Here is an 18,666-nt window from a genome sequence, read left to right as displayed (position 1 = left end):
GACTGGGGCCGTCGGGGTCAGGCCGCCGCGATCTCATTGGGTTCAAAACTGTCCGCTCGCGCCATTTGCCACATCCGCGAGTAAAACTCGCCATTCACTTCACCGGTCAGTAATTCCCCCGGTTTCAGGAACACATGCAACTGCGAGAACAGTTTGATTTCGGTGGCTGACATGCGTCGTACCAAATGCTTGGCAGACAACTGGGACGGATGATCAAGCCCCGCGGCAGCCAGCATCTCGGCCAAAGCCTTCAGCGTGTTGCGATGGAAGTTGAACACCCGCTGGGCTTTGTCCGGTACCACCAGCGCGCGTTGGCGCAGGGTGTCCTGTGTGGCAACGCCGGTCGGGCATTTGTTGGTGTGGCAGCTTTGCGACTGGATGCAGCCGATGGCGAACATGAAGCCGCGCGCCGAGTTGGCCCAGTCGGCGCCAATGGCCAGGACGCTGGCGATGTCGAAGGCGCTGACGATCTTGCCGCTGGCGCCGAGTTTGATCTTGTCTCGCAGGTTCAGGCCCACCAGCGTGTTGTGCACGAACAGCAGGCCTTCGCGCATCGGCACGCCGATGTGGTCGGTAAATTCCACGGGCGCGGCACCGGTGCCGCCTTCCTTGCCGTCGACGACGATGAAGTCCGGGAGGATGCCGGTTTCCAGCATGGCCTTGGCGATGCCCATGAATTCCCACGGGTGGCCAAGGCAGAACTTGAAGCCCACCGGTTTGCCGCCAGACAGTTCACGCAATTGCTGGATGAAATGCATCAGTTCGATCGGCGTGGAAAAGGCACTGTGCCGAGACGGCGAGATGCAATCTTCGCCCATCAGGATGCCGCGGGTTTCGGCGATTTCCCGGGTGACTTTGTGCTTGGGCAGTATGCCGCCGTGGCCCGGTTTGGCGCCTTGGCTCATCTTGATTTCGATCATCCGCACTTGCGGTGTCTGCGCTTGTGCGGCGAAGCGTTCCGGGTCAAATCGGCCGTCAGCCGTGCGGCAGCCGAAATAGCCACTGCCCAGTTCCCAGGTCAGGTCGCCGCCGTTTTCCCGGTGATACGCGCTGATGCTGCCCTCACCGGTGTCATGGGCGAAGTTGCCGAGTTTGGCGCCCTGGTTCAACGCGCGAATCGCGTTGGCGCTGAGGGAGCCGAAACTCATGGCCGAGATGTTGAACACCGACGCCGAGTACGGCTGCGTGCACTGCGGGCCGCCGACGATCACCCGAAAACTGTTGGGATCACTTAACGGTGCCGGGCGCATGGAATGGCCGATGAATTCGAAACCCGACTGATACACGTCGATGAGCGTACCGAACGGTTTGTCGGCGCTTTCATTTTTGGCCCGGGAATAAACCAGCGAACGCTGGGCTCGGGAAAAGGGCAGGGCGTCGCTGTCGGACTCGAGCAGGTATTGGCGGATTTCCGGGCGGATACCCTCCACCAGATAACGGATATTGCCCAGGATCGGGTAGTTGCGGCGCACCGCATGGGGGATCTGCAGCAGATCGAAAAGGCCGATCAGACTCAGAACGCCGGTCACGGCGGCGATCGGCCAAAGCCAGTCATGTTCCAGGAAAGGCAGACTGGCAAGGGTGAAAATCACACAGACGGCAAAGAAGGCGTAGCGGCTCAGGAGTGACAGGCTCATACGGTTTCCTTGGGTTCGAACGTGGTTGTAGTAGGCCAGTGACAGACAGCTTTGGGGTGAGACCTCAATCGCGTTACCCCGGTGGCCCAGGCCAGTTACTGACTGCGCATACTGGCGCACACACACCGACCGGGCAATCTTTCTGCCACCCGGCCCCTGACCAGTAATACCCATGAAAGTTCGAACTCGCCCGATTGGCGGGACTGCCGCCATCGCGAGCAAGCTCGCTCCCACAGGTTATTCGCGGTCAATGTGGGAGCGAGCTTGCTCGCGAAGAGGCCCTGACAGTCAATGCCGAAACGACCTGAATCACAGAAGGTTCAAGCTTCCACTGGCACGGTTTTCAGCGGGATTTGCAAGGTAAACAGCGCGCCTTTTCCCGGTCCGTCGCTATGGGCAGTGAGGTGGCCGTTCATCTCCATTGCGGCCAGGGCGCAGCTGTGCAGGCCGAAGCCATGACCTTCCTGACGGGTGGTAAAACCGTGGGCAAAGATGCGTGTCATGTTTTCCTCGACGATGCCTTCGCCGTCGTCCTTGACGCTGACTTGCAGGGTCGTGTCGTCGACGATTTTTACCCCGAGGGTCATTTGCCGCGGGCGGTCGCTAAGGTCGGACATGGCGTATTTGGCGTTGCTGATCAGGTTGATCAAAATCAGCAGCAACCGGTGCTTGTCGCCCATGATCTGCGGCACTTCGCCGTACTCCTTGACCACCATGACGTGGTGTCGGGTCAGGGCACCGGAGTTCATGCGCAGGGCGTCCTCCAGCAGTTCGCTGATGTGCAACGGTTCCATCAGGCTGTTGGCGCCCGCGTAGGATTGCTGGGTGGCCACAATGTCCTTGATGTGGTCGACGCTTTTCCTTAGGTGGGCGAGCTCGTCGGTCATGCTCTGTTGTTCCAGGCCAATGGCCTCCACTAGCTGGTTAAGGTAGACGGGCAGCAACTTGCCTTTCTCATCCTGAGTCAGGAAAGCCCCCAGGTCATGAGGATGCTCGTTGATCAACTGCATGGCCTTGCCCAGGCCCTGCGCTTTGCTGGCGCGCAGTTTGCGGCTCACCTGATCGGCCGAGATGTTCACACTGTTGAGCACGTTGCCGACGTTGTGCAGCACATTGGTCGCAATCTCGGCCATGCCGGCCTGCCGCGCGGCGTCGACCAGTTCACTCTGGGTGTCCCTGAGTTCCCGGGTGCGTTCTTCCACCCGCCGTTCAAGGTCGTCATTGGCGGTTTTCAGGGCTTTGTTGACGCGATTGATGACCGTGAAACTGCGCATCAAGTGAATGGCCAGGTACACCAGCAACAGCACCAGCAATGTCGAAAATACCAACATGTAAAAGTGGTAGCGCTGATCGACCGCGACGGCCTGCTGCTGGTTCGTGTTCAGCAGGCGAGTGATGTCGTCCAGGCGTTCGGCCACGGGAATGGCCTCGATGTTCTCCAGTAAGCGATTAACCACGGGTTGTTCCCGCAGGATCAACGCAATGTGGTTACTCAGCACATCAATTGGACTGTGAAACGGATCAGGCAAACGTTGCTTGTTGATGCCCAGCGTATTCAACCCCACCAGAACTTCCGCAGCCTTGTCGTCAGAGGTGACCTGGGCGAACTCCAGGGTGCTGAGTACCAGGTCATACGTGTCGGTGGCAATGTTTTGCAGTTGCAGTTTGTCGCCGTCCCGCAACTGGGCCAGTGGTTGCAGAATGTCGTCCTCTGCGGTGGGCAGAAACGCCAGCGAGTTACGCAAAACTGCGTTGTGCGACTTGAACTGTTCCACCAGCCGGGACTTTTCCTGGATGGCGGTCAGGAACGCATCATGGCTGGCCCGCCAGCCGGGTGAATCCTTGCGACCGTGGTTCGACGCCATCGTGTCGAATTGTTCCCACAGTTGCGTTATCTCGGTTAGCGGCGTAACCAGCGGATCGTAGTCGTAGTTAGTGGAGAGCCTGGCTTTGAGGATCTCGGTTTCCCATTGTGCATTGAGCTGTTTGACTCGCCCGATCAGGTCTCGGGATTCGGCGTAGGTCGTCGTTTGGTTCGAACTGGATTTGAGGTACAAGAACAGCAGTGTCGAGGCCAGCATCAGGGCGATAACGCCCAGTAGCGCCAGGCTGCGGCGGCGGGACATTTTCATAACGGTTTGCCTCCCCATTCCCCGGTCAGGGTCTTGAGGAATTTGATGATCAGGGTCTTGTCCTCGGCGCCAGGAATGCGCCCGAGCTGGAGCTTGAACATCACGTCCACCGCGTCTTCCAGGGTGGTGGCTGTGCCGTCGTGAAAGTACGGCGCGGTCACGGCAACGTTGCGCAAACTCGGGACTTTGAACACATAGCGGTCCTCTTCCTCCTTGGTCACCCGGTAGCGTCCGAGGTCGGATTCGCTCGGGTTGCCACGCTTCTGGAAGTAATCGCCCATGACACCGAACTTCTGGAACATGTTGCCGCCGATGTTCACCCCCTGATGACAGGCAATGCAGCCGTACTCCTTGAAACGTTGGTAACCGTATTTTTCATCGAGGGTGAGAATGTCGGTATTGCCTTGCAGGTATTGGTCGAAACGGGAATTCGCGCTGATCAGCGTGCGTTCGTACGTGGCCAGGGCATTTTGCACATTGTTGAGGGTTACCCCGTCCAGGTAAGCCTCCTCGAATGAAGTCCGATAAGCCGGATCGGCGGACAGCGTCTGCATCACGTGTACCCAGTTGCTGCCCATCTCGTTGGGACTCTGCACTGTTTCGTGGACCTGGGTTTCCAGGGTGTCGGCGCGACCGTCCCAGAATTGCCGGAAGTTCAGACTGGCGTTGAGCACGCTGGGGGTGTTGATCGTCACCGGGAGGCCGGCGAAACCGATGGAAAACGCCTTGTTGTCGGCGCCACCGGTTTCCAGGCGATGGCAACTGGCGCAGGACAGGCTGCCGTTGACCGACAAGCGGGGCTCGTTGAACAACTGGTGACCGAGTTCGACCCGCAGCGGATCTTGTTGCGGCAACGCCGGCAGCGGTTTGAGTGGTTCATCCAGCGGCGCACCGACGACGCTCAAACAGAACCCGAGTAGCGGCATCAGGAGCAGTCGGTGAAAGGACGGCGACATCGGATAATTCCTTGGCTGGCGGCCTGCGTGTCGTTGCGTATCGTTCACGAGACGGCAGAGGGAGGCGGTTTTACCGACCGCAGATACTGGACGAAAGCGCTGGGCTCAACGGCTTTGCTGAAGTAGTAACCCTGGCCTTCCTCGCACTGATGTGCCTTGAGGAAATCCAGTTGCTCGAGGGTTTCCACCCCCTCGGCGATGATGGTCAGGTTGAGACTGCGGCCCAGACTGATGATGGCGCTGACCAGGGCGGCGTCATTGCTGTCGCTGCTCAAGCCGCGAATGAATGACTGATCGATCTTCAGCACATCGACGGGAAACCGGCGCAGGTAACTCAGGCTGGAGTAACCGGTGCCGAAGTCATCGATGGCCAGCCGGACCCCCAATGCCTTGAGCCGGGCCAGGGCGTTCACCGTAATGTCGATGTTCTGCATCAGCACGCCTTCGGTTATTTCCAGCTCCAGCAAGGTCGGCTCCAGACCCGTTTGTTCGAGTGTCTGTTCAACACCGTCGACGAAGTCCCGCTGGCGAAAATCGATGGCTGACATGTTCACCGACATGCAGAGCTTAGGCAGGCCGGCGGCCTGCCAGGCGCAGGCTTGTCGACAGGCCTCGGCCAGCACCCATTTGCTTAACGGCACGATCAAGCCACTGTCTTCGGCCACACCGATAAATTCCGACGGGTAGACCAGTCCGCCCCCCGGTTTTTGCCAACGAATCAATGCCTCGGCACCGACGACCTGACCCGTGCGCAGGTCCAGTTTGGGTTGGTAATGCAGGACAAATTCCTTGCGCTCCAGCCCCAGGCGAATGCCCGTTTCGATGCTTTGCTGATCGCGGGCACGCTGGTTCATCTCGTCGATGAAAAAACTGAAATCGTTCGGGCCGCTTTCCTTGATGTTGCGCATCGCCGTTTCGGCTTTCTTGATCAGTGCGATGGCATCAAAGCCGTCGTCCGGGTAAATGCTGATGCCCAGGCTGGCGGTGACAATCAGATCATGCCCGGCGATATGCTGGGGCGCGCGGATGGCGTTCAAGAGTTTTTCGGCGATGCCCTTGGTCTGTTGGGGATGGCGGACGTCGGCGAGGATCACCACGAATTCATCGGAGCCGTAGCGAAACACCGAGTCGGACTCGCGCACCGTGGCTACCAGGTTTTGCCCGACCCGTTTGAGGATTTCGTCACCGGCCGGATGGCCCAGGGCATTGTTGATGCGCTTGAAGCGATCCAGTCCCAGAAACATCACCGCCAACTGCTTGTCATGGCGGCGGGACAGGGCCAGGGACTGGTTCAACCGGTCGCCGAGCAGCGCGCTGTTGGGCAGTTCGGTCAAGACGTCGTACTGCAACAGGTGGGACACCTTGAGCAGTTCGTGAACCCGGGCCTCGATGGTTTGTTCCAGGCTCAGCACCTTCATCGCGGCGTCCTGCGCCATCTGCCACTTCCAGGTCAGGGCGCTGGCCATCTGGCGGATCTCCAGACTGTCGAAAGGCTTCTTCAACACCAGTAACTGATCGCCGAATGCCAGGCGCTCGGCCATGGCTTCCCAGGAGTAATCCGAAAACGCGGTGCACAGCGCAATTTGCAGGTGCGGGTCGGCCTTCCACAATTGTTCGATGGTTTCCAGGCCGTCCCAGCCGGGAGGCATGCGCATGTCGGTGAACACCAGGGCATAGGGGCGACTTTCGGCCAGTGCGCGCTTGACCAGTTCCAGCGCCTCTTGACCCTGGTAAGCCGAATCGAGCTGGAACGTCAGGCGATCAGGCTGCGGCGTGCCGAACAGGGCTTCTTCAGTGCCGGCCAGGCTTTGCTCGCCTTCGGACTCGGGACCGAGGATCTTGCGAAAGTCTTGATGGATGGACGGTGTGTCGTCGACGATCAGAATCCGACGATTGGTCCGCGCCGGCAGCGTGTTCATTGGCATGTGTGGGGGGCGATGGCGGTTGTGTGCGGCGTTTTCATAAGGGGCATCCTTTCCCTGATCTCCAGGCCAACGGCTACAGATAATGGATCCGAATGCGCAGAGCATAGTCGCCAGACGCCAACTTCGCGCGGCAAAACTGCCGAAGGCTCTGATCCTTTCCCAAGGTGACGAAGACCCTGCCCCCATGTGATCCTTAGGCCTTTTACTCAAGGCCATACCCGATCCATGACCCTTGCACCCCGTATCATCCGCATCGCCGCCGCCCTGTTGATCGGTCCCGACGGCCGCACCTTGCTGGTCCGCAAACGCGGCACCGAAGCCTTCATGCAACCCGGCGGCAAGATCGAAGCCCATGAACAACCGGTCCACGCCCTGGCCCGTGAACTGGAAGAAGAGTTGGGGTTGGTGATCGATCCGGCGTGCGCCACTTACCTGGGGCAATTCTCGGCACCGGCCGCCAACGAACCGGGTTTTGTGGTGCAGGCCGAACTTTTTCAGCTGACGATCGATTCGCTCGTATCACCTGCGGCGGAGATCGAAGAGGTGCGCTGGATTGACCCGTCCACCGACGGTGATATCACGCTGGCGCCATTGACACGGGACCTGATCCTGCCGTTTTATCGAGCCTCGTTAACCGCGACCGCTTGATCATCTCTGGACTAAAGGACTGCCCATGATCCCGCTTCAAGACGTGCTGATTTTCGCCGCTGCCGCATTGTTGATGGTGCTGACGCCTGGGCCGAACATGATTTACCTGATCTCCCGTTCGATCTGCCAGGGGCGCAAGGCTGGAGTGACCTCGTTGCTTGGCGTGGTCGCGGGTTTTTTCGTGCATCTATTCGCGGCCGCCGCCGGTTTGACCGCCGTGTTCATGGCAGTGCCGATAGCGTATGAAGTGTTGAAGTGGGCCGGTGCGCTGTACCTGGTATGGCTGGCCTGGCAAGCGGTCAAGCCGGGTGCGCGCTCACCGTTCGAAGCGCAGCAGTTAGCGCCGGACTCGTCGCGCAAACTGATCACCATGGGGTTTCTGACCAGCGCGCTGAACCCGAAGATCGCGGTGTTTTATCTGTCGGTGTTTCCCCAGTTCATCACGCCTGAGCACGGTTCGGTGTTTTCCCAAAGCGTCATTCTCGGCCTGACGCAGATCAGCGTCAGCTTCTGCGTCAATCTGCTGATTGCGGTGTTTGCGGCGAGCATCGCCTCCTGGTTCGTCAACAACCCGACCTGGCTGGCGGTGCAGCGTTACTTCATGGGCTTTGTCCTGTCTGCGCTGGCGGTGCGCCTGATGCTTGAGCAACGAAGGGCGGCTTGACCATGTGGATCGAACAGCTGGACGCCAGCCATGCCCTGGACTATCGGGCGCTGATGCTCGAAGCCTATGACCTGCATCCCCAGGCGTTTACCTCCAGCGTACGCGAGCGCGCCGTGATGCCGCTGAGCTGGTGGGAATCGCGCCTGACCAGCAAGCTGGATGTGGTACTCGGGGCGTTTGAAGAGGGCAAGCTGGCGGGCATCGTCGGGCTGGCCTTCGAGCCTCGGGAAAAGGCCCGGCACAAAGTGACCCTGTTTGGCATGTACGTGTCCGGCAAGGTTCGACAGCGTGGGCTCGGTTATCAACTGGTCCAAGCGGCTCTGAATCAAGCGCAGACCCATCCAGGCCTGAAGCTGATCCAGCTGACTGTCACGGCCGGCAACGAAGCCGCGTTAAACCTCTACCAGCGCTGCGGCTTCATCCAGTTCGGCCTCGAACCGCTGGCCGTGCGCGTGGGCGAAGACTACTTCGATAAAATTCATATGTGGCGTGAACTCTAAGGATCACCGCCCCCCCTGTAGGAGCGAGCTTGCTCCGGGCGGCGTTCCGACGATAAACCTGAAGGCGGCGCACTTTCCAGACAGCACGCGTCACCGTTCACGCCCATCGCGAGCAAGCTCGCTCCTACAGGGAATTAGCGGACGGCGCTGCGGCTTCATCCAGTTCGGCCTCGAACCGCTGGCCGTGCGGGTGGGCGAAGACTACTTCGACAACATCCACATGTGGCGCGAACTCTAAGGATCAGCAGATCCCCTGTGGGAGCGAGCTTGCTCGCGATAGCGGTGTGTCAGCCAATACACATGTTGAATGTCAGACCGCCATCGCGAGCAGGCTCGCTCCCACAAGGGATGTGTCCCACAGGGGATGTGTCGCTCTATCGGACGGCGCTGACACCGTCCAGTGTCGAGAACGACGTGTCCTTGGCCGTCAGCAAAAAGTCGCGCATGTACGGTGCATCCAGCATGTCGGCGCGAATCCCCGCATACAGTGTCGCAAACAATCCTTTCTCACCCAGTCGCTTGGCTTTCACGTAACCCCGTGAGCTGTATTCATGCAATGCCCAATGGGGCATGCCGCACACGCCGCGACCGCTGGCCACCAGTTGCATCATCATCACCGACAGTTCCGACGTGCGGACCTGAGCCGGTTCAATGTCTGCAGGTTCAAGGAAGCGGGTAAAAATATCCAGTCGGTCACGTTCTACCGGGTAGGTGATCAGCGTTTCCGTGAGCAGGTCTTCCGGGACGATGTAGGCCTTGCTCGCCAAACGGTGCTGGTTGGCCACTGCGAGCATCGCTTCGTAGGTGAACAACGGCACATAAGTGATCCCCGCCAGTTCCAGCGGGTCGGACGTCACCACCAGGTCCAGATCACCACGGGCCAGCGCCGGCAGCGGAGCGAAGGAAAAGCCCGAGGCCAGGTCCAGCTCGACTTCCGGCCAGGCATCGCGGAACTGGTCGATAGTCGGCATCAGCCATTGAAAGCAACTGTGGCACTCGATCGCCATGTGCAAGCGCCCGGCGGTGCCACCGGCCAGCCGTGCAATATCGCGCTCGGCGCCACGTAGCAGCGGCAGCGTGGCGTCGGCCAGTTGCAGCAGGCGCAAACCGGCGCTGGTGAAACGCACCGGTTTGGTCTTGCGCACGAACAGCGGCATGCCCATGCGCTCCTCCAGTTCCTTGAACTGGTGGGACAGGGCGGACTGCGTCAGGTGCAGGCGGTCGGCGGCATCGACCAGGCTGTCGGCTTCGCGCAAAGCGTGCAGGGTCTTCAGGTGACGGATTTCAAGCACCGGATGGCTCCATGAGGAAAACTTGTGATCAACACGAAAAGGTTGAGTTTGTCTCATGTTGGGTTGGCTGTCGACAATAGCGCCATGTTTTACACCATCTTTGATAGAGCGAATTCACCATGGCCCTGGCCCACACACTCGGTTTCCCACGCATCGGCGCAGACCGTGAACTGAAAAAAGCCCTCGAATCCTACTGGAAGGGCGATCTCGATCAGGACGCGCTGCACAGCGTCGGCCGCCGACTGCGCGCCACCCACTGGCAATTGCAGAAAGACGCCGGGATCGACCTGTTGCCGGTTGGCGACTTTGCCTGGTACGACCAGGTCCTGACGCATTCCCTGACCTTCGGTGTGATCCCCGAGCGTTTTCACAGCACCCAGGATGCCAACGGTCTGCCGACCCTCGACACGCTGTTCGCCATGGCCCGAGGCGCCACGGCTGCATGCTGCGGCGGCGAACATGCCACGGCGCAATACGCCCAGGAACTGACCAAGTGGTTCGACACCAACTACCACTACCTGGTCCCGGAATTCAGCGCTGACCAGCCATTCAAGCTGAGCTGGGAACAGCTGTTCGACGAAGTCGAAGAAGCCAGGGCCCTGGGCCATAACGTCAAACCGGTGATCATCGGCCCGCTGACTTATCTGTGGCTGGGCAAGGCAAAAGGCGACGACTTCGACAAGCTCGACCTGCTGGAACGTCTGTTGCCGGTGTACAACGAAATTCTCGGTCGCCTCGCGGCCCAGGGCGTGGAATGGGTGCAGATCGACGAGCCGATCCTGACCCTCGACCTGCCGCAAGCCTGGAAAAACGCCTTCGAACGCGCCTACCACATCCTTCAATATTCGCCACTGAAAAAACTGCTGGCGACGTACTTCAGTGGCCTGGAAGACAACCTCGGCCTGGCCGTCGGTTTGCCGGTGCAGGGTTTGCACATCGACGCGGTGCGCGCACCGGACCAACTGGGCCAGGTGCTGGACCGCCTGCCGACTTACAAGATTCTTTCGGTGGGGCTGGTCAACGGTCGTAACGTCTGGCGCTGCGAACTGGAGCCGGTGCTGGCGCAACTGCAATTTGCCCAGGAACGCTTTGGCGACAACCTGTGGGTCAGCAGTTCCTGTTCGCTGCTGCACAGCCCGGTGGACCTGGATCGCGAAGACAAACTCGACCCGGAACTGAAAAGCTGGCTCGCCTTCGCCGTGCAAAAGTGTGGCGAAATCGCCGTGCTGCGCGATGCCCTCAACGACCCGCAATCGCCCAGGGTGCAAGCCGCGCTGGCCGAAGGCCGTGCCATTGCGGCCAGTCGCGCCGAATCGCCACGCATTCACAAAACCGCTGTGCAGGCGCGTATCGCGGCGATCGGCGCCACGGACAGCCAACGCCATTCGCCGTTTGCCAAACGCATCGAGCAGCAGCGTGCGCGCTTGAAACTGCCGGCGTTCCCGACCACTACCATCGGCTCGTTCCCGCAAACCGGTTCGATCCGTCTGGCGCGTCAGGCGTTCAAGCAAGGCAAGCTGTCGGTCAACGATTACACCGATGCCATGCACAGCGAAATCCGCCATGCCGTGCAGATCCAGGAGCGCCTGGGGCTGGACGTGTTGGTGCACGGTGAAGCCGAGCGCAACGACATGGTCGAGTACTTCGCCGAGCAGCTGGATGGTTATGCCTTCACCCGGTTTGGCTGGGTGCAGAGCTACGGTTCCCGTTGTGTGAAACCGGCAATCATCTACGGCGACCTGAGTCGCCCGAACGCCATGACCGTCGACTGGATCACCTATGCGCAGAGCCAGACCGACAAGGTCATGAAAGGCATGCTTACCGGTCCGGTGACGATGCTGATGTGGTCGTTCCCGCGTGAAGACGTTTCACGCAAAGTCCAGGCGCAGCAATTGGCATTGGCCCTGCGTGACGAAGTGCTGGACCTTGAAACCGCCGGGATCAAGATCGTGCAGATCGACGAAGCGGCCTTGCGCGAAGGCTTGCCGCTGCGCCGTGCGCAATGGCCGGAATACCTCGACTGGGCGGTGGAAGCGTTCCGCCTGAGCGCCTGCGGCGTGCGTGACGAAACGCAGATCCACACCCACATGTGCTACAGCGAATTCAATGATGTGATCGAATCCATCGCGGCCATGGACGCTGACGTGATCACCATTGAAACCTCTCGTTCCGACATGGAGTTGCTGGAGGCCTTCGAAGCGTTCGATTACCCGAACGACATCGGTCCGGGCGTGTACGACATCCATTCGCCACGGGTACCGGACACGGCTGAGATGGTCACGTTGATGAGCAACGCCGTGAAGCGCATTCCGGCGGAGCGGCTTTGGGTCAACCCGGATTGCGGATTGAAAACCCGCGCCTGGCCGGAGACCGAAGCAGCGCTGGTGAACATGGTGGCGGCCGCGCGGCAGTTGCGCAGCCAGTTGGCTTAGCAGATGTAGCGTTTGCGCGGACGCCATCGCGAGCAGGCTCGCTCCCACAGGATTTATGTCGGTCACAAAGGTTGTGTACTGCACCGATCAAATGTGGGAGCGAGCCTGCTCGCGATGGAGGCGACCCGGTCCCGGAAATGACCGTTCAGCACTGTTCATCAAACTGTCACGCAACTGTGGCAGCGCGCTTGAACAAACTTCATCAGACTCGCGCTCTACTGGGGTTCTGCGTTTCGGTGTTTTTCATGCGTACGTCTTTTTTATCAAGAGCCATTTTTCTGGCCGCGTTATTGTTTAGTCTGCCGTCGTTGGCAGCGTCTCGTTGTGATGTCAATGTTCCGACCGAACGGGTTGATCTGGCGCAGGTGAGCCTCGCGTATCAGAGCATTGGTCGTGCGTCGGACCCGGTGTTGTTGCTGGTGATGGGCCTTGGTGGGCAGTTGATCCACTGGCCGGACGAAGTCGTCGTCGCGCTGTGTCAGCAGGGTTTTCGGGTGATTCGTTATGACAATCGCGATGTCGGCCTCTCGACCTGGCGGCAAGCCCCCGTCGAGGCTAACCTGACCTTCGAAGTGCTGCGCTACAAACTGGGTTTGCCGGTGTCAGCGCCGTACACCCTCACCGACATGGCGGACGATGCATTCGGATTGATGGATGCCTTGCACGTCGAGCAATTCCACGTGCTGGGCGCCAGCATGGGCGGAATGATCGCCCAACACATGGCCGCCATGGCCCCGCAGCGAGTGGAAAGCCTGACCTTGATCATGACCAGTTCCGGGGCCGAAGGGCTGCCGGCGCCGAGTGCGGCGTTGCTGGAGTTGCTCGCGCGCCGGGGAGCGCCGAATCGCGAAGTGGCCCTGGAACAACAAGCCGACTTGCTCGCGGCGTTGGGCAGTCCGACGGTCAGCGATGATCGGCAGGCGCTGCTGCAACAGGCGGCGCTGTCCTATGACCGGGCATTCAACCCCGAAGGCGTGAAGCGCCAGATCATGGCGATCCTCGCCGAGCCGAGCCGGGTGGCGCTGCTCAATAAGCTGCGCGTGCCGACCCTGGTGGTCCACGGCACTGCCGACCCGCTATTGCCAGTGATGCACGGTGTACACCTGGCGGCGCATATCCGTGGCAGTCAGTTGAAACTGATTCCGGGGTTGGCCCATCGTTTCCAGGAGGCGTTCAAGGCGCCTTTGCTGGCGGCGGTGTTGCCTTACTTGCAGGCTCATCGCGAAGACACGTCCCATTGGGCGCAGATTGATCCGCCACCGGCACCGAACCTTCTGTAACATCGCAAATCCATTGTAGGAGCGAGCTTGCTCGCGATGGTGGGTCAGTTAACATTGATGCAGCTGACCCACCATCGCGAGCAAGCTCGCTCCTACACGGCCGTGTTCAGCCTGCGAGGTGTGTGATGAGTACCCCCTTGAAAATCGATTTCGTCAGCGACGTGTCCTGCCCCTGGTGCGTCGTCGGCTTGTATGGCCTGACCCGGGCCCTGGATCTGCTGGGTGACGAAGTGCAGGCAGAGATTCGTTTTCAGCCGTTCGAACTGAATCCGAAGATGGGCCCTGAAGGGCAGAACATAACCGAGCACATCACTGAGAAGTACGGCTCGACGCCCGAGCAGTCGCAGAAAAACCGCGAGATGATCCGCGCGCGTGGCGCGGAGGTCGGGTTTACTTTTCGCACCGACGGCAACAGCCGTATCTACAACACCTTCGATGCTCACCGTTTGTTGTACTGGGCGGGGCTGGAAGGGTTGCAGTTCAACCTGAAGGAAGCCCTGTTCAAGGCGTACTTCACCGAGGGCGGTAATCCGTCCGACCCCGGTCAGCTGGCGCAGATTGCGCACAGTGTTGGCCTGGACCGGCAGCGGGCCGAGGCGATTCTGGCGTCGGACGAGTTCGCCAAAGAGGTGCGCGAGGAAGAGCAGTTGTGGCTGTCCCGTGGCGTGAGTTCGGTACCGACCGTGGTCTTCAATGGACAATATGCGGTCAGTGGCGGGCAACCGGTGGAAACGTTTGTCGGGGCGATTCGGCAAATCATGAGTGAGGTGAAGGGCGGAACGGTTAGCTGAGGGGGTGTAGGAGCGAGCTTGCTCGCGATGGACGTAAACGATGACGCGCACTGCCTGGAAAATGCGCCGCCTTCGAATTCATCGTCGGAACGCCGCCCGGAGCAAGCTCGCTCCTACACAGGGCGGGCGGTTCTTAGCGGACGATTTTGTCCACGTGAATCCCGAGTTTCTTCAGGCGATACCAGAAGCTGCGCTCGGAGATCCCGATCAACTGCGCCGCTGCTGCCTGCACGCCGTTGCTTTGTTGCAGGGCCGCCAGAATGTAGGCCTTCTCGACCTCGGCCAATGCCGCTTCCAGGTCCGCCGGCACGCTGCCTTCTGTGATCGGCGTGCCGCTGGCAGCGGGATTTGAGGCGAACAGGTAAGCCGGCAGATCCTCCTCTTCAATCACCGCGCCCGACGCAACGATGGTCGCCCGTTCGACACAGTTCTGCAGTTCGCGAATGTTCCCCGGCCACGAATAATTCGCCATCGTCTGCAACGCCTCGGGGCTGAAGCCCGTAATACGTTTGCCCGCCATGGCGCCGAGGGTATGGGCGAAATGCCGAGCCAGCGGGGCAATGTCCTCGACGCGTTCGCGCAAGGCAGGCAGCGGAATAGGAAACACGTTGAGACGGTAATAAAGGTCTTCGCGAAATTCCTTGTTGGCCACCGCGTCCAGCAGGTTCTTGTTGGTCGCCGCGATCACCCGCACATCGATCTTGCGCTCGCGCGAATCGCCCACCGGTTCGATCACTCGCTCCTGCAACGCTCGCAGGATTTTTGCCTGCAAGGCCAACGGCATTTCGCCGATTTCATCGAGAAACAGCGTGCCTTCGTCGGCCTGCAAGAAGCGCCCGACCCGATCGGCAACGGCGCCGGTAAACGCGCCTTTGCGATGGCCGAACATTTCGCTTTCCAGCAGCCCTTCGGGGATCGCCGCGCAGTTCACCGCGACAAAAGGTTTGTCGGCGCGATTGCCGTGATTGTGGATCGCCCGTGCGACCATTTCCTTGCCGGTGCCGCTTTCACCGGTGAGCAGGATGGTCGCATTGCTTTCACGCACCGAGTCGATGGCCTGCAGCACCCGACGAAAGCTTGGGCTGTCGCCGATCAGGCTGTCGATCTGCCGGTGTTCGTCGAGTTCGGCACGCATGCGCTGGTTGTCTTTGAGGATGTCGCGAAATTGCAGGGCCTTGCTGACGGTGATGTCCAGCTCGTCGATATCAAAGGGCTTGGCGATGTAGTCGAAGGCGCCGTTGCGCATCGATTGCACGGCGTTTTTCACCGTGCTGTAGGCGGTCATGACGATCACCGGCAACTGCGGAAAGCGCGATTTTATTTCCGCCAGCAGCTGCGGGCCGTCCATACCGGGCATGCGCCAATCGCTGATCACCAGGTCGATGTCTTCGGCCTCCAGCACCTTGAGCGCATGCACGCCATTGCCCGCGGTGAACACCGCAATGCCGTTCTGACTTAGCGCCGACGCCAGCAGGTCGCAGAGTTTGGGCTCATCGTCGACCACCAATACGTTATGTGTCATCTCTGCCCTCGTCGAAGTCTTCACCATTGGCCGGAATGTACAGGCTGAAGGTGGCCCCGGCATCTTTTTCACTGACGCATTCAATGCGTCCGTCATGACTCTCCATAATCGAGAACACCTTGGCCAGGCCCAGGCCGGTGCCTGAAGCCTTGGTGGTGACGAACGGTGTGAAGATACGTTCGAGCATGTCCGGTTCGATGCCTTGGCCGGTGTCGGAAATGCTGATCACGGTGTAGTGCTGATCGCTGGTGATGCCAAGGGTCAGTCGGCCGCCATCGGGCATGGCATCGATGGCGTTGACGATCAGATTCAGCCCTGCCTGTTTGAGTTGTCGCGCATCGGCGTACAGGGTCGCGGCGGGGGCCTGGTCGTCGATGCGCACATCAATGTTGTGGCTGGCCAGTTCCGGGGCGCAGAAACCGACCAGTTCCTCCACCAGCGGGCGCGCCAGTTGCGTCGAACGCATCGGTGCGCTGGGTTTGGCGAAGTCGAGGAAGTCAGTGATCAGGTCGTTGATCCGGCTGACTTCGCTGACCACGTACTCCAGATGCCGCTTGTCGGTTTCGGGCAAGTCGGCACGCCGGTGCAGCAATTGCGTGGCGGTCTTGATGATGCCCAGCGGGTTGCGGATTTCATGGGCCAGGCCCATCGCGACTTCGCCCAGCGCATGCAAGCGGTCGCGCCGGCGCAATTGTGATTCCAGATGCTGCAACTCGCCCAGGCGCTCGCTCATGTGGTTGAAGGTGCTGCTCAATTCTGCCAATTCGTCGCCGCCAGTGACCGGCAAGCGCTGGCGGTAATCCCCGGCGATCACCGCCTGAACGCCATTGGACAGCCCGCGCAAAGGTTTGGTCAGGCGTTGTGAGACCAGCCAGCCGACCGTCAGGGACGCCGCCGAGCTAAGCAGGAAGATCAGGATGAACAAGTTGCTCTGATTCACCAGGCCCAACAGAGTGGAGTGGCGCAGCAGGCCGCTGAAGATTACGCCCTGGAGCTCGCCATTTTCGTTGAGGATCGGTCTGTAGATGCCGCTGTAACGATTGGTGAACTGTTCGGTCGGCTGTTTGGTGCTACGCAGGATCTGTTCGATATTCTCCGGGACGGCCGGTGGGTGATCTTCGAAACGCTGGCTGGAAAAGATCTCCTGGAAGTCATCGCCTTTGGCCAGGTACAGCCGCAGGTCGAGGGAATGCACGTCGGCCACGCTGGTGAGGAAACTGCTGTCGAGGTAGGTGGCAACCACCAGTTTGTAGTCGACGCCGTCCTGCTCGTTCTCGAAAGTCGAGACCACCGTGCCGGTCGCCACGCCGCCGACTTGCAGGGTCTGCAACACCGCTTTGGGTGCGATGCTGATCTGGCGGAGGACGTCGTCGGCGGCGGTGCTGAACATCACTTTGTGATCGCTGTTGCGCACCAGGGCCACCACGTCGATGCCCATGGAGTCGGCGATGTCGCTGATCAGTTTGTCGTGTTCGACCGACAACCGATCCGTGGCCGGGCGGGTGTAGCGCAGGAACAACTGGGCGACCCGGGCATTTTCGCGAAGGATTTCACTGATCTCGTCCTCGACAATCTTGGTCGATTCTTGCAGCCAGATCCGCACGTTGCTGTCGAAAATCTGCGAAAGCGTGGTCGCGGCCAGTTCGGCGGCGATCATCGTCGGGATCACGCTGACCAGCCAGAACGCCAGCACCAGTTTGCGCTGCAGGCTCCAGCTGGAGAGGGCGAAAGGTCGGGCGTTGGCGCGTGAGTCTTTGGTCATCATGCTTCGCTTATCGCAGCAGCCATGGCAGGGTCGGAACGGTCCGGTCGGATAAACAGTTTCGTCATGCGCAACAGGCTGTCCAGCACCCGGTTGCGATGGCGGAAAAACACGGTGTTGCCGATAAACGAGCAACCCAGCCGCAGCTTACGGGCATTACCCGCCTGACCGCACGCGTAGAGGCTGAGGCCGTGCTCAATACAGTAGTCGACATTGGCCAGCCAGCTGCGCACGAACAGGTTGTGCTCGCGGGTTTGGCTCAGGTCGTGGGCAAAAAGCTTGTCTACCAGGCGTTGTTCGTCCCGCAGCACGAGGTTGAAGGCCACCAGCTCTTCACCCACCCAATACAGCACGCACGCGGCACGTTGATCAAGGTGTTCCAGCACCTGGCGGAAGTAGTCGGCGGGCAGACAGTGCAGCGCAAGGTCGCTGCGCACCCGTGTGGCTTCGTAGAGCTGCATCATGGTGGGCAGCACATCGTCCACCGAGCGTCGCCATTCGATTCGTGGACCCTGACCACGCAAGGTGCGACGCAAGTCTTTGCGGGTCGATTTGCCCAGTGTGCCGAGGTACGCGTCCACCGTGCCGAAGCTGATCGGCAGTTCTGCGCGAGGCCGGCCGGGCATGCTTTGCAGTTCGTTATCCTGGCAAACCTGCAGCCATTGTGGATCACGGTGGGAGGCATCTTTGACCGCCAGCAGACCGATTCCGGCCTGGTCGGCGTCGGCGCGGGCCAAATCGAGTATTTGCTGAAGCAGCAATGGACGCCGTGCCCTATCGATCGAGTGAGACGTGCCGACATGGCACTGCTCGGCCACCGGTGATCCGAGGGCGTAGAGGCGCACGTCGAGCAAACCTGGCCACCATCGACGCAACCGTTCGCTGATGCATTTGCCCAGCCCTTGAATCGCAGCGCCCAGCGAATAGACGGTGGTGAACGCCACTGCCGCCGCGATCAATACGTCGTCTTCATACAGCGCCAGATAGCGCCACTGAAAATCGGTAATGCCGGCCCGTTCAACGGCCCGATAGTAATCCCAGTCCTCCAGTTCGTCAGGGAAACAGTCATTCCAGGCACCGCGGTCGATGGCTTCGATCGTCGAAAAGGCGAGGGCAGTGATCACA

Annotated in this window: 14 protein-coding genes and 1 pseudogene; 7 read left to right on the top strand and 8 right to left on the bottom strand. The window is 60.2% G+C overall.

The features are described from left to right. Positions 1-17: 17 nt before the first annotated feature. From AC1MDT_RS16755 to AC1MDT_RS16740, 4 genes are all read right to left on the bottom strand, one after another. On the bottom strand, positions 18-1,637 hold the full coding sequence (locus AC1MDT_RS16755) for an FMN-binding glutamate synthase family protein (RefSeq protein ID WP_480418169.1): 1,620 nt from the start codon (positions 1,635-1,637) through the stop codon (positions 18-20). Between the two features lie 320 nt (positions 1,638-1,957). Continuing rightward, positions 1,958-3,769 (bottom strand): DAHL domain-containing protein, encoded by a 1,812-nt coding sequence (locus AC1MDT_RS16750; protein ID WP_480418168.1) that lies wholly within the window; start codon positions 3,767-3,769, stop codon positions 1,958-1,960. Then, positions 3,766-4,725, bottom strand: a complete 960-nt coding sequence (locus AC1MDT_RS16745; RefSeq protein WP_480418167.1) for a cytochrome-c peroxidase — start codon at positions 4,723-4,725, stop codon at positions 3,766-3,768. The genes AC1MDT_RS16750 and AC1MDT_RS16745 overlap by 4 nt, the downstream gene beginning before the upstream one ends. A 44-nt stretch (positions 4,726-4,769) precedes the next feature. Then, positions 4,770-6,644 (bottom strand): EAL domain-containing response regulator, encoded by a 1,875-nt coding sequence (locus tag AC1MDT_RS16740; RefSeq protein WP_480422810.1) that lies wholly within the window; start codon positions 6,642-6,644, stop codon positions 4,770-4,772. Positions 6,645-6,875: 231 nt separating this feature from the next. On the opposite strand from AC1MDT_RS16740, the gene AC1MDT_RS16735 reads away from it, so the two are divergent. The 4 genes and pseudogenes from AC1MDT_RS16735 to AC1MDT_RS16720 all read left to right on the top strand — a co-directional run. Then, positions 6,876-7,298 carry an NUDIX hydrolase gene (locus AC1MDT_RS16735; protein WP_480418166.1) on the top strand — a complete coding sequence of 141 codons (423 nt, stop codon included), beginning with the start codon at positions 6,876-6,878 and terminating at the stop codon, positions 7,296-7,298. Between the two features lie 25 nt (positions 7,299-7,323). Next, on the top strand, positions 7,324-7,962 hold the full coding sequence (locus AC1MDT_RS16730) for a LysE family translocator (RefSeq protein WP_480418165.1): 639 nt from the start codon (positions 7,324-7,326) through the stop codon (positions 7,960-7,962). Positions 7,963-7,964: 2 nt separating this feature from the next. Continuing rightward, positions 7,965-8,462: an N-acetyltransferase family protein gene (locus tag AC1MDT_RS16725; RefSeq protein WP_480418164.1), complete on the top strand. Its 498-nt coding sequence runs from the start codon at positions 7,965-7,967 to the stop codon at positions 8,460-8,462. Positions 8,463-8,604: 142 nt separating this feature from the next. Continuing rightward, positions 8,605-8,700 (top strand): annotated as a pseudogene (locus tag AC1MDT_RS16720) (GNAT family N-acetyltransferase); the annotation flags it as partial. Between the two features lie 136 nt (positions 8,701-8,836). Here AC1MDT_RS16720 and metR read toward each other — a convergent pair. Then, positions 8,837-9,754 (bottom strand): transcriptional regulator MetR, encoded by a 918-nt coding sequence (gene metR, locus AC1MDT_RS16715; RefSeq protein WP_414910080.1) that lies wholly within the window; start codon positions 9,752-9,754, stop codon positions 8,837-8,839. Positions 9,755-9,873: 119 nt separating this feature from the next. Between metR and metE the strand changes: the two genes are divergently transcribed. The 3 genes from metE (at position 9,874) to AC1MDT_RS16700 (ending at position 14,257) form a co-directional block, all read left to right on the top strand. Further along, a complete protein-coding gene (gene metE, locus AC1MDT_RS16710) occupies positions 9,874-12,186 on the top strand; it encodes a 5-methyltetrahydropteroyltriglutamate--homocysteine S-methyltransferase (RefSeq protein WP_480418163.1) in 2,313 nt (770 codons plus the stop codon). 245 nt (positions 12,187-12,431) lie between these two features. Next, positions 12,432-13,466, top strand: a complete 1,035-nt coding sequence (locus AC1MDT_RS16705; protein WP_480418162.1) for an alpha/beta fold hydrolase — start codon at positions 12,432-12,434, stop codon at positions 13,464-13,466. A gap of 125 nt (positions 13,467-13,591) precedes the next feature. Beyond that, the gene (locus AC1MDT_RS16700; protein ID WP_480418161.1) at positions 13,592-14,257 is read left to right on the top strand and encodes a DsbA family oxidoreductase; all 666 of its coding nucleotides are present in this window, start codon (positions 13,592-13,594) and stop codon (positions 14,255-14,257) included. A 133-nt stretch (positions 14,258-14,390) separates the two neighbouring features. Here the strand turns inward: AC1MDT_RS16700 and AC1MDT_RS16695 are convergent, their stop codons facing one another. From AC1MDT_RS16695 to AC1MDT_RS16685, 3 genes are read right to left on the bottom strand one after another with little or no spacing between them, the layout of a single operon-like run. Then, the gene (locus AC1MDT_RS16695; RefSeq protein WP_480418160.1) at positions 14,391-15,779 is read right to left on the bottom strand and encodes a sigma-54-dependent transcriptional regulator; all 1,389 of its coding nucleotides are present in this window, start codon (positions 15,777-15,779) and stop codon (positions 14,391-14,393) included. Further along, positions 15,769-17,541: a sensor histidine kinase gene (locus tag AC1MDT_RS16690; protein ID WP_480422809.1), complete on the bottom strand. Its 1,773-nt coding sequence runs from the start codon at positions 17,539-17,541 to the stop codon at positions 15,769-15,771. The genes AC1MDT_RS16695 and AC1MDT_RS16690 overlap by 11 nt, the downstream gene beginning before the upstream one ends. Continuing rightward, entirely contained in the window at positions 17,541-18,665 is a 1,125-nt protein-coding gene (locus AC1MDT_RS16685) for a GNAT family N-acetyltransferase (RefSeq protein ID WP_480418159.1), read from the bottom strand. Before AC1MDT_RS16685 ends, AC1MDT_RS16690 begins: the two co-directional genes overlap by 1 nt. Position 18,666: the final 1 nt, after the last annotated feature.

It is taken from the genome of Pseudomonas sp. ASL7 (assembly GCF_056680375.1).
Note: the sequence above shows the minus strand (reverse complement) of the source record. Positions and strands in the feature narration are given on the sequence as shown.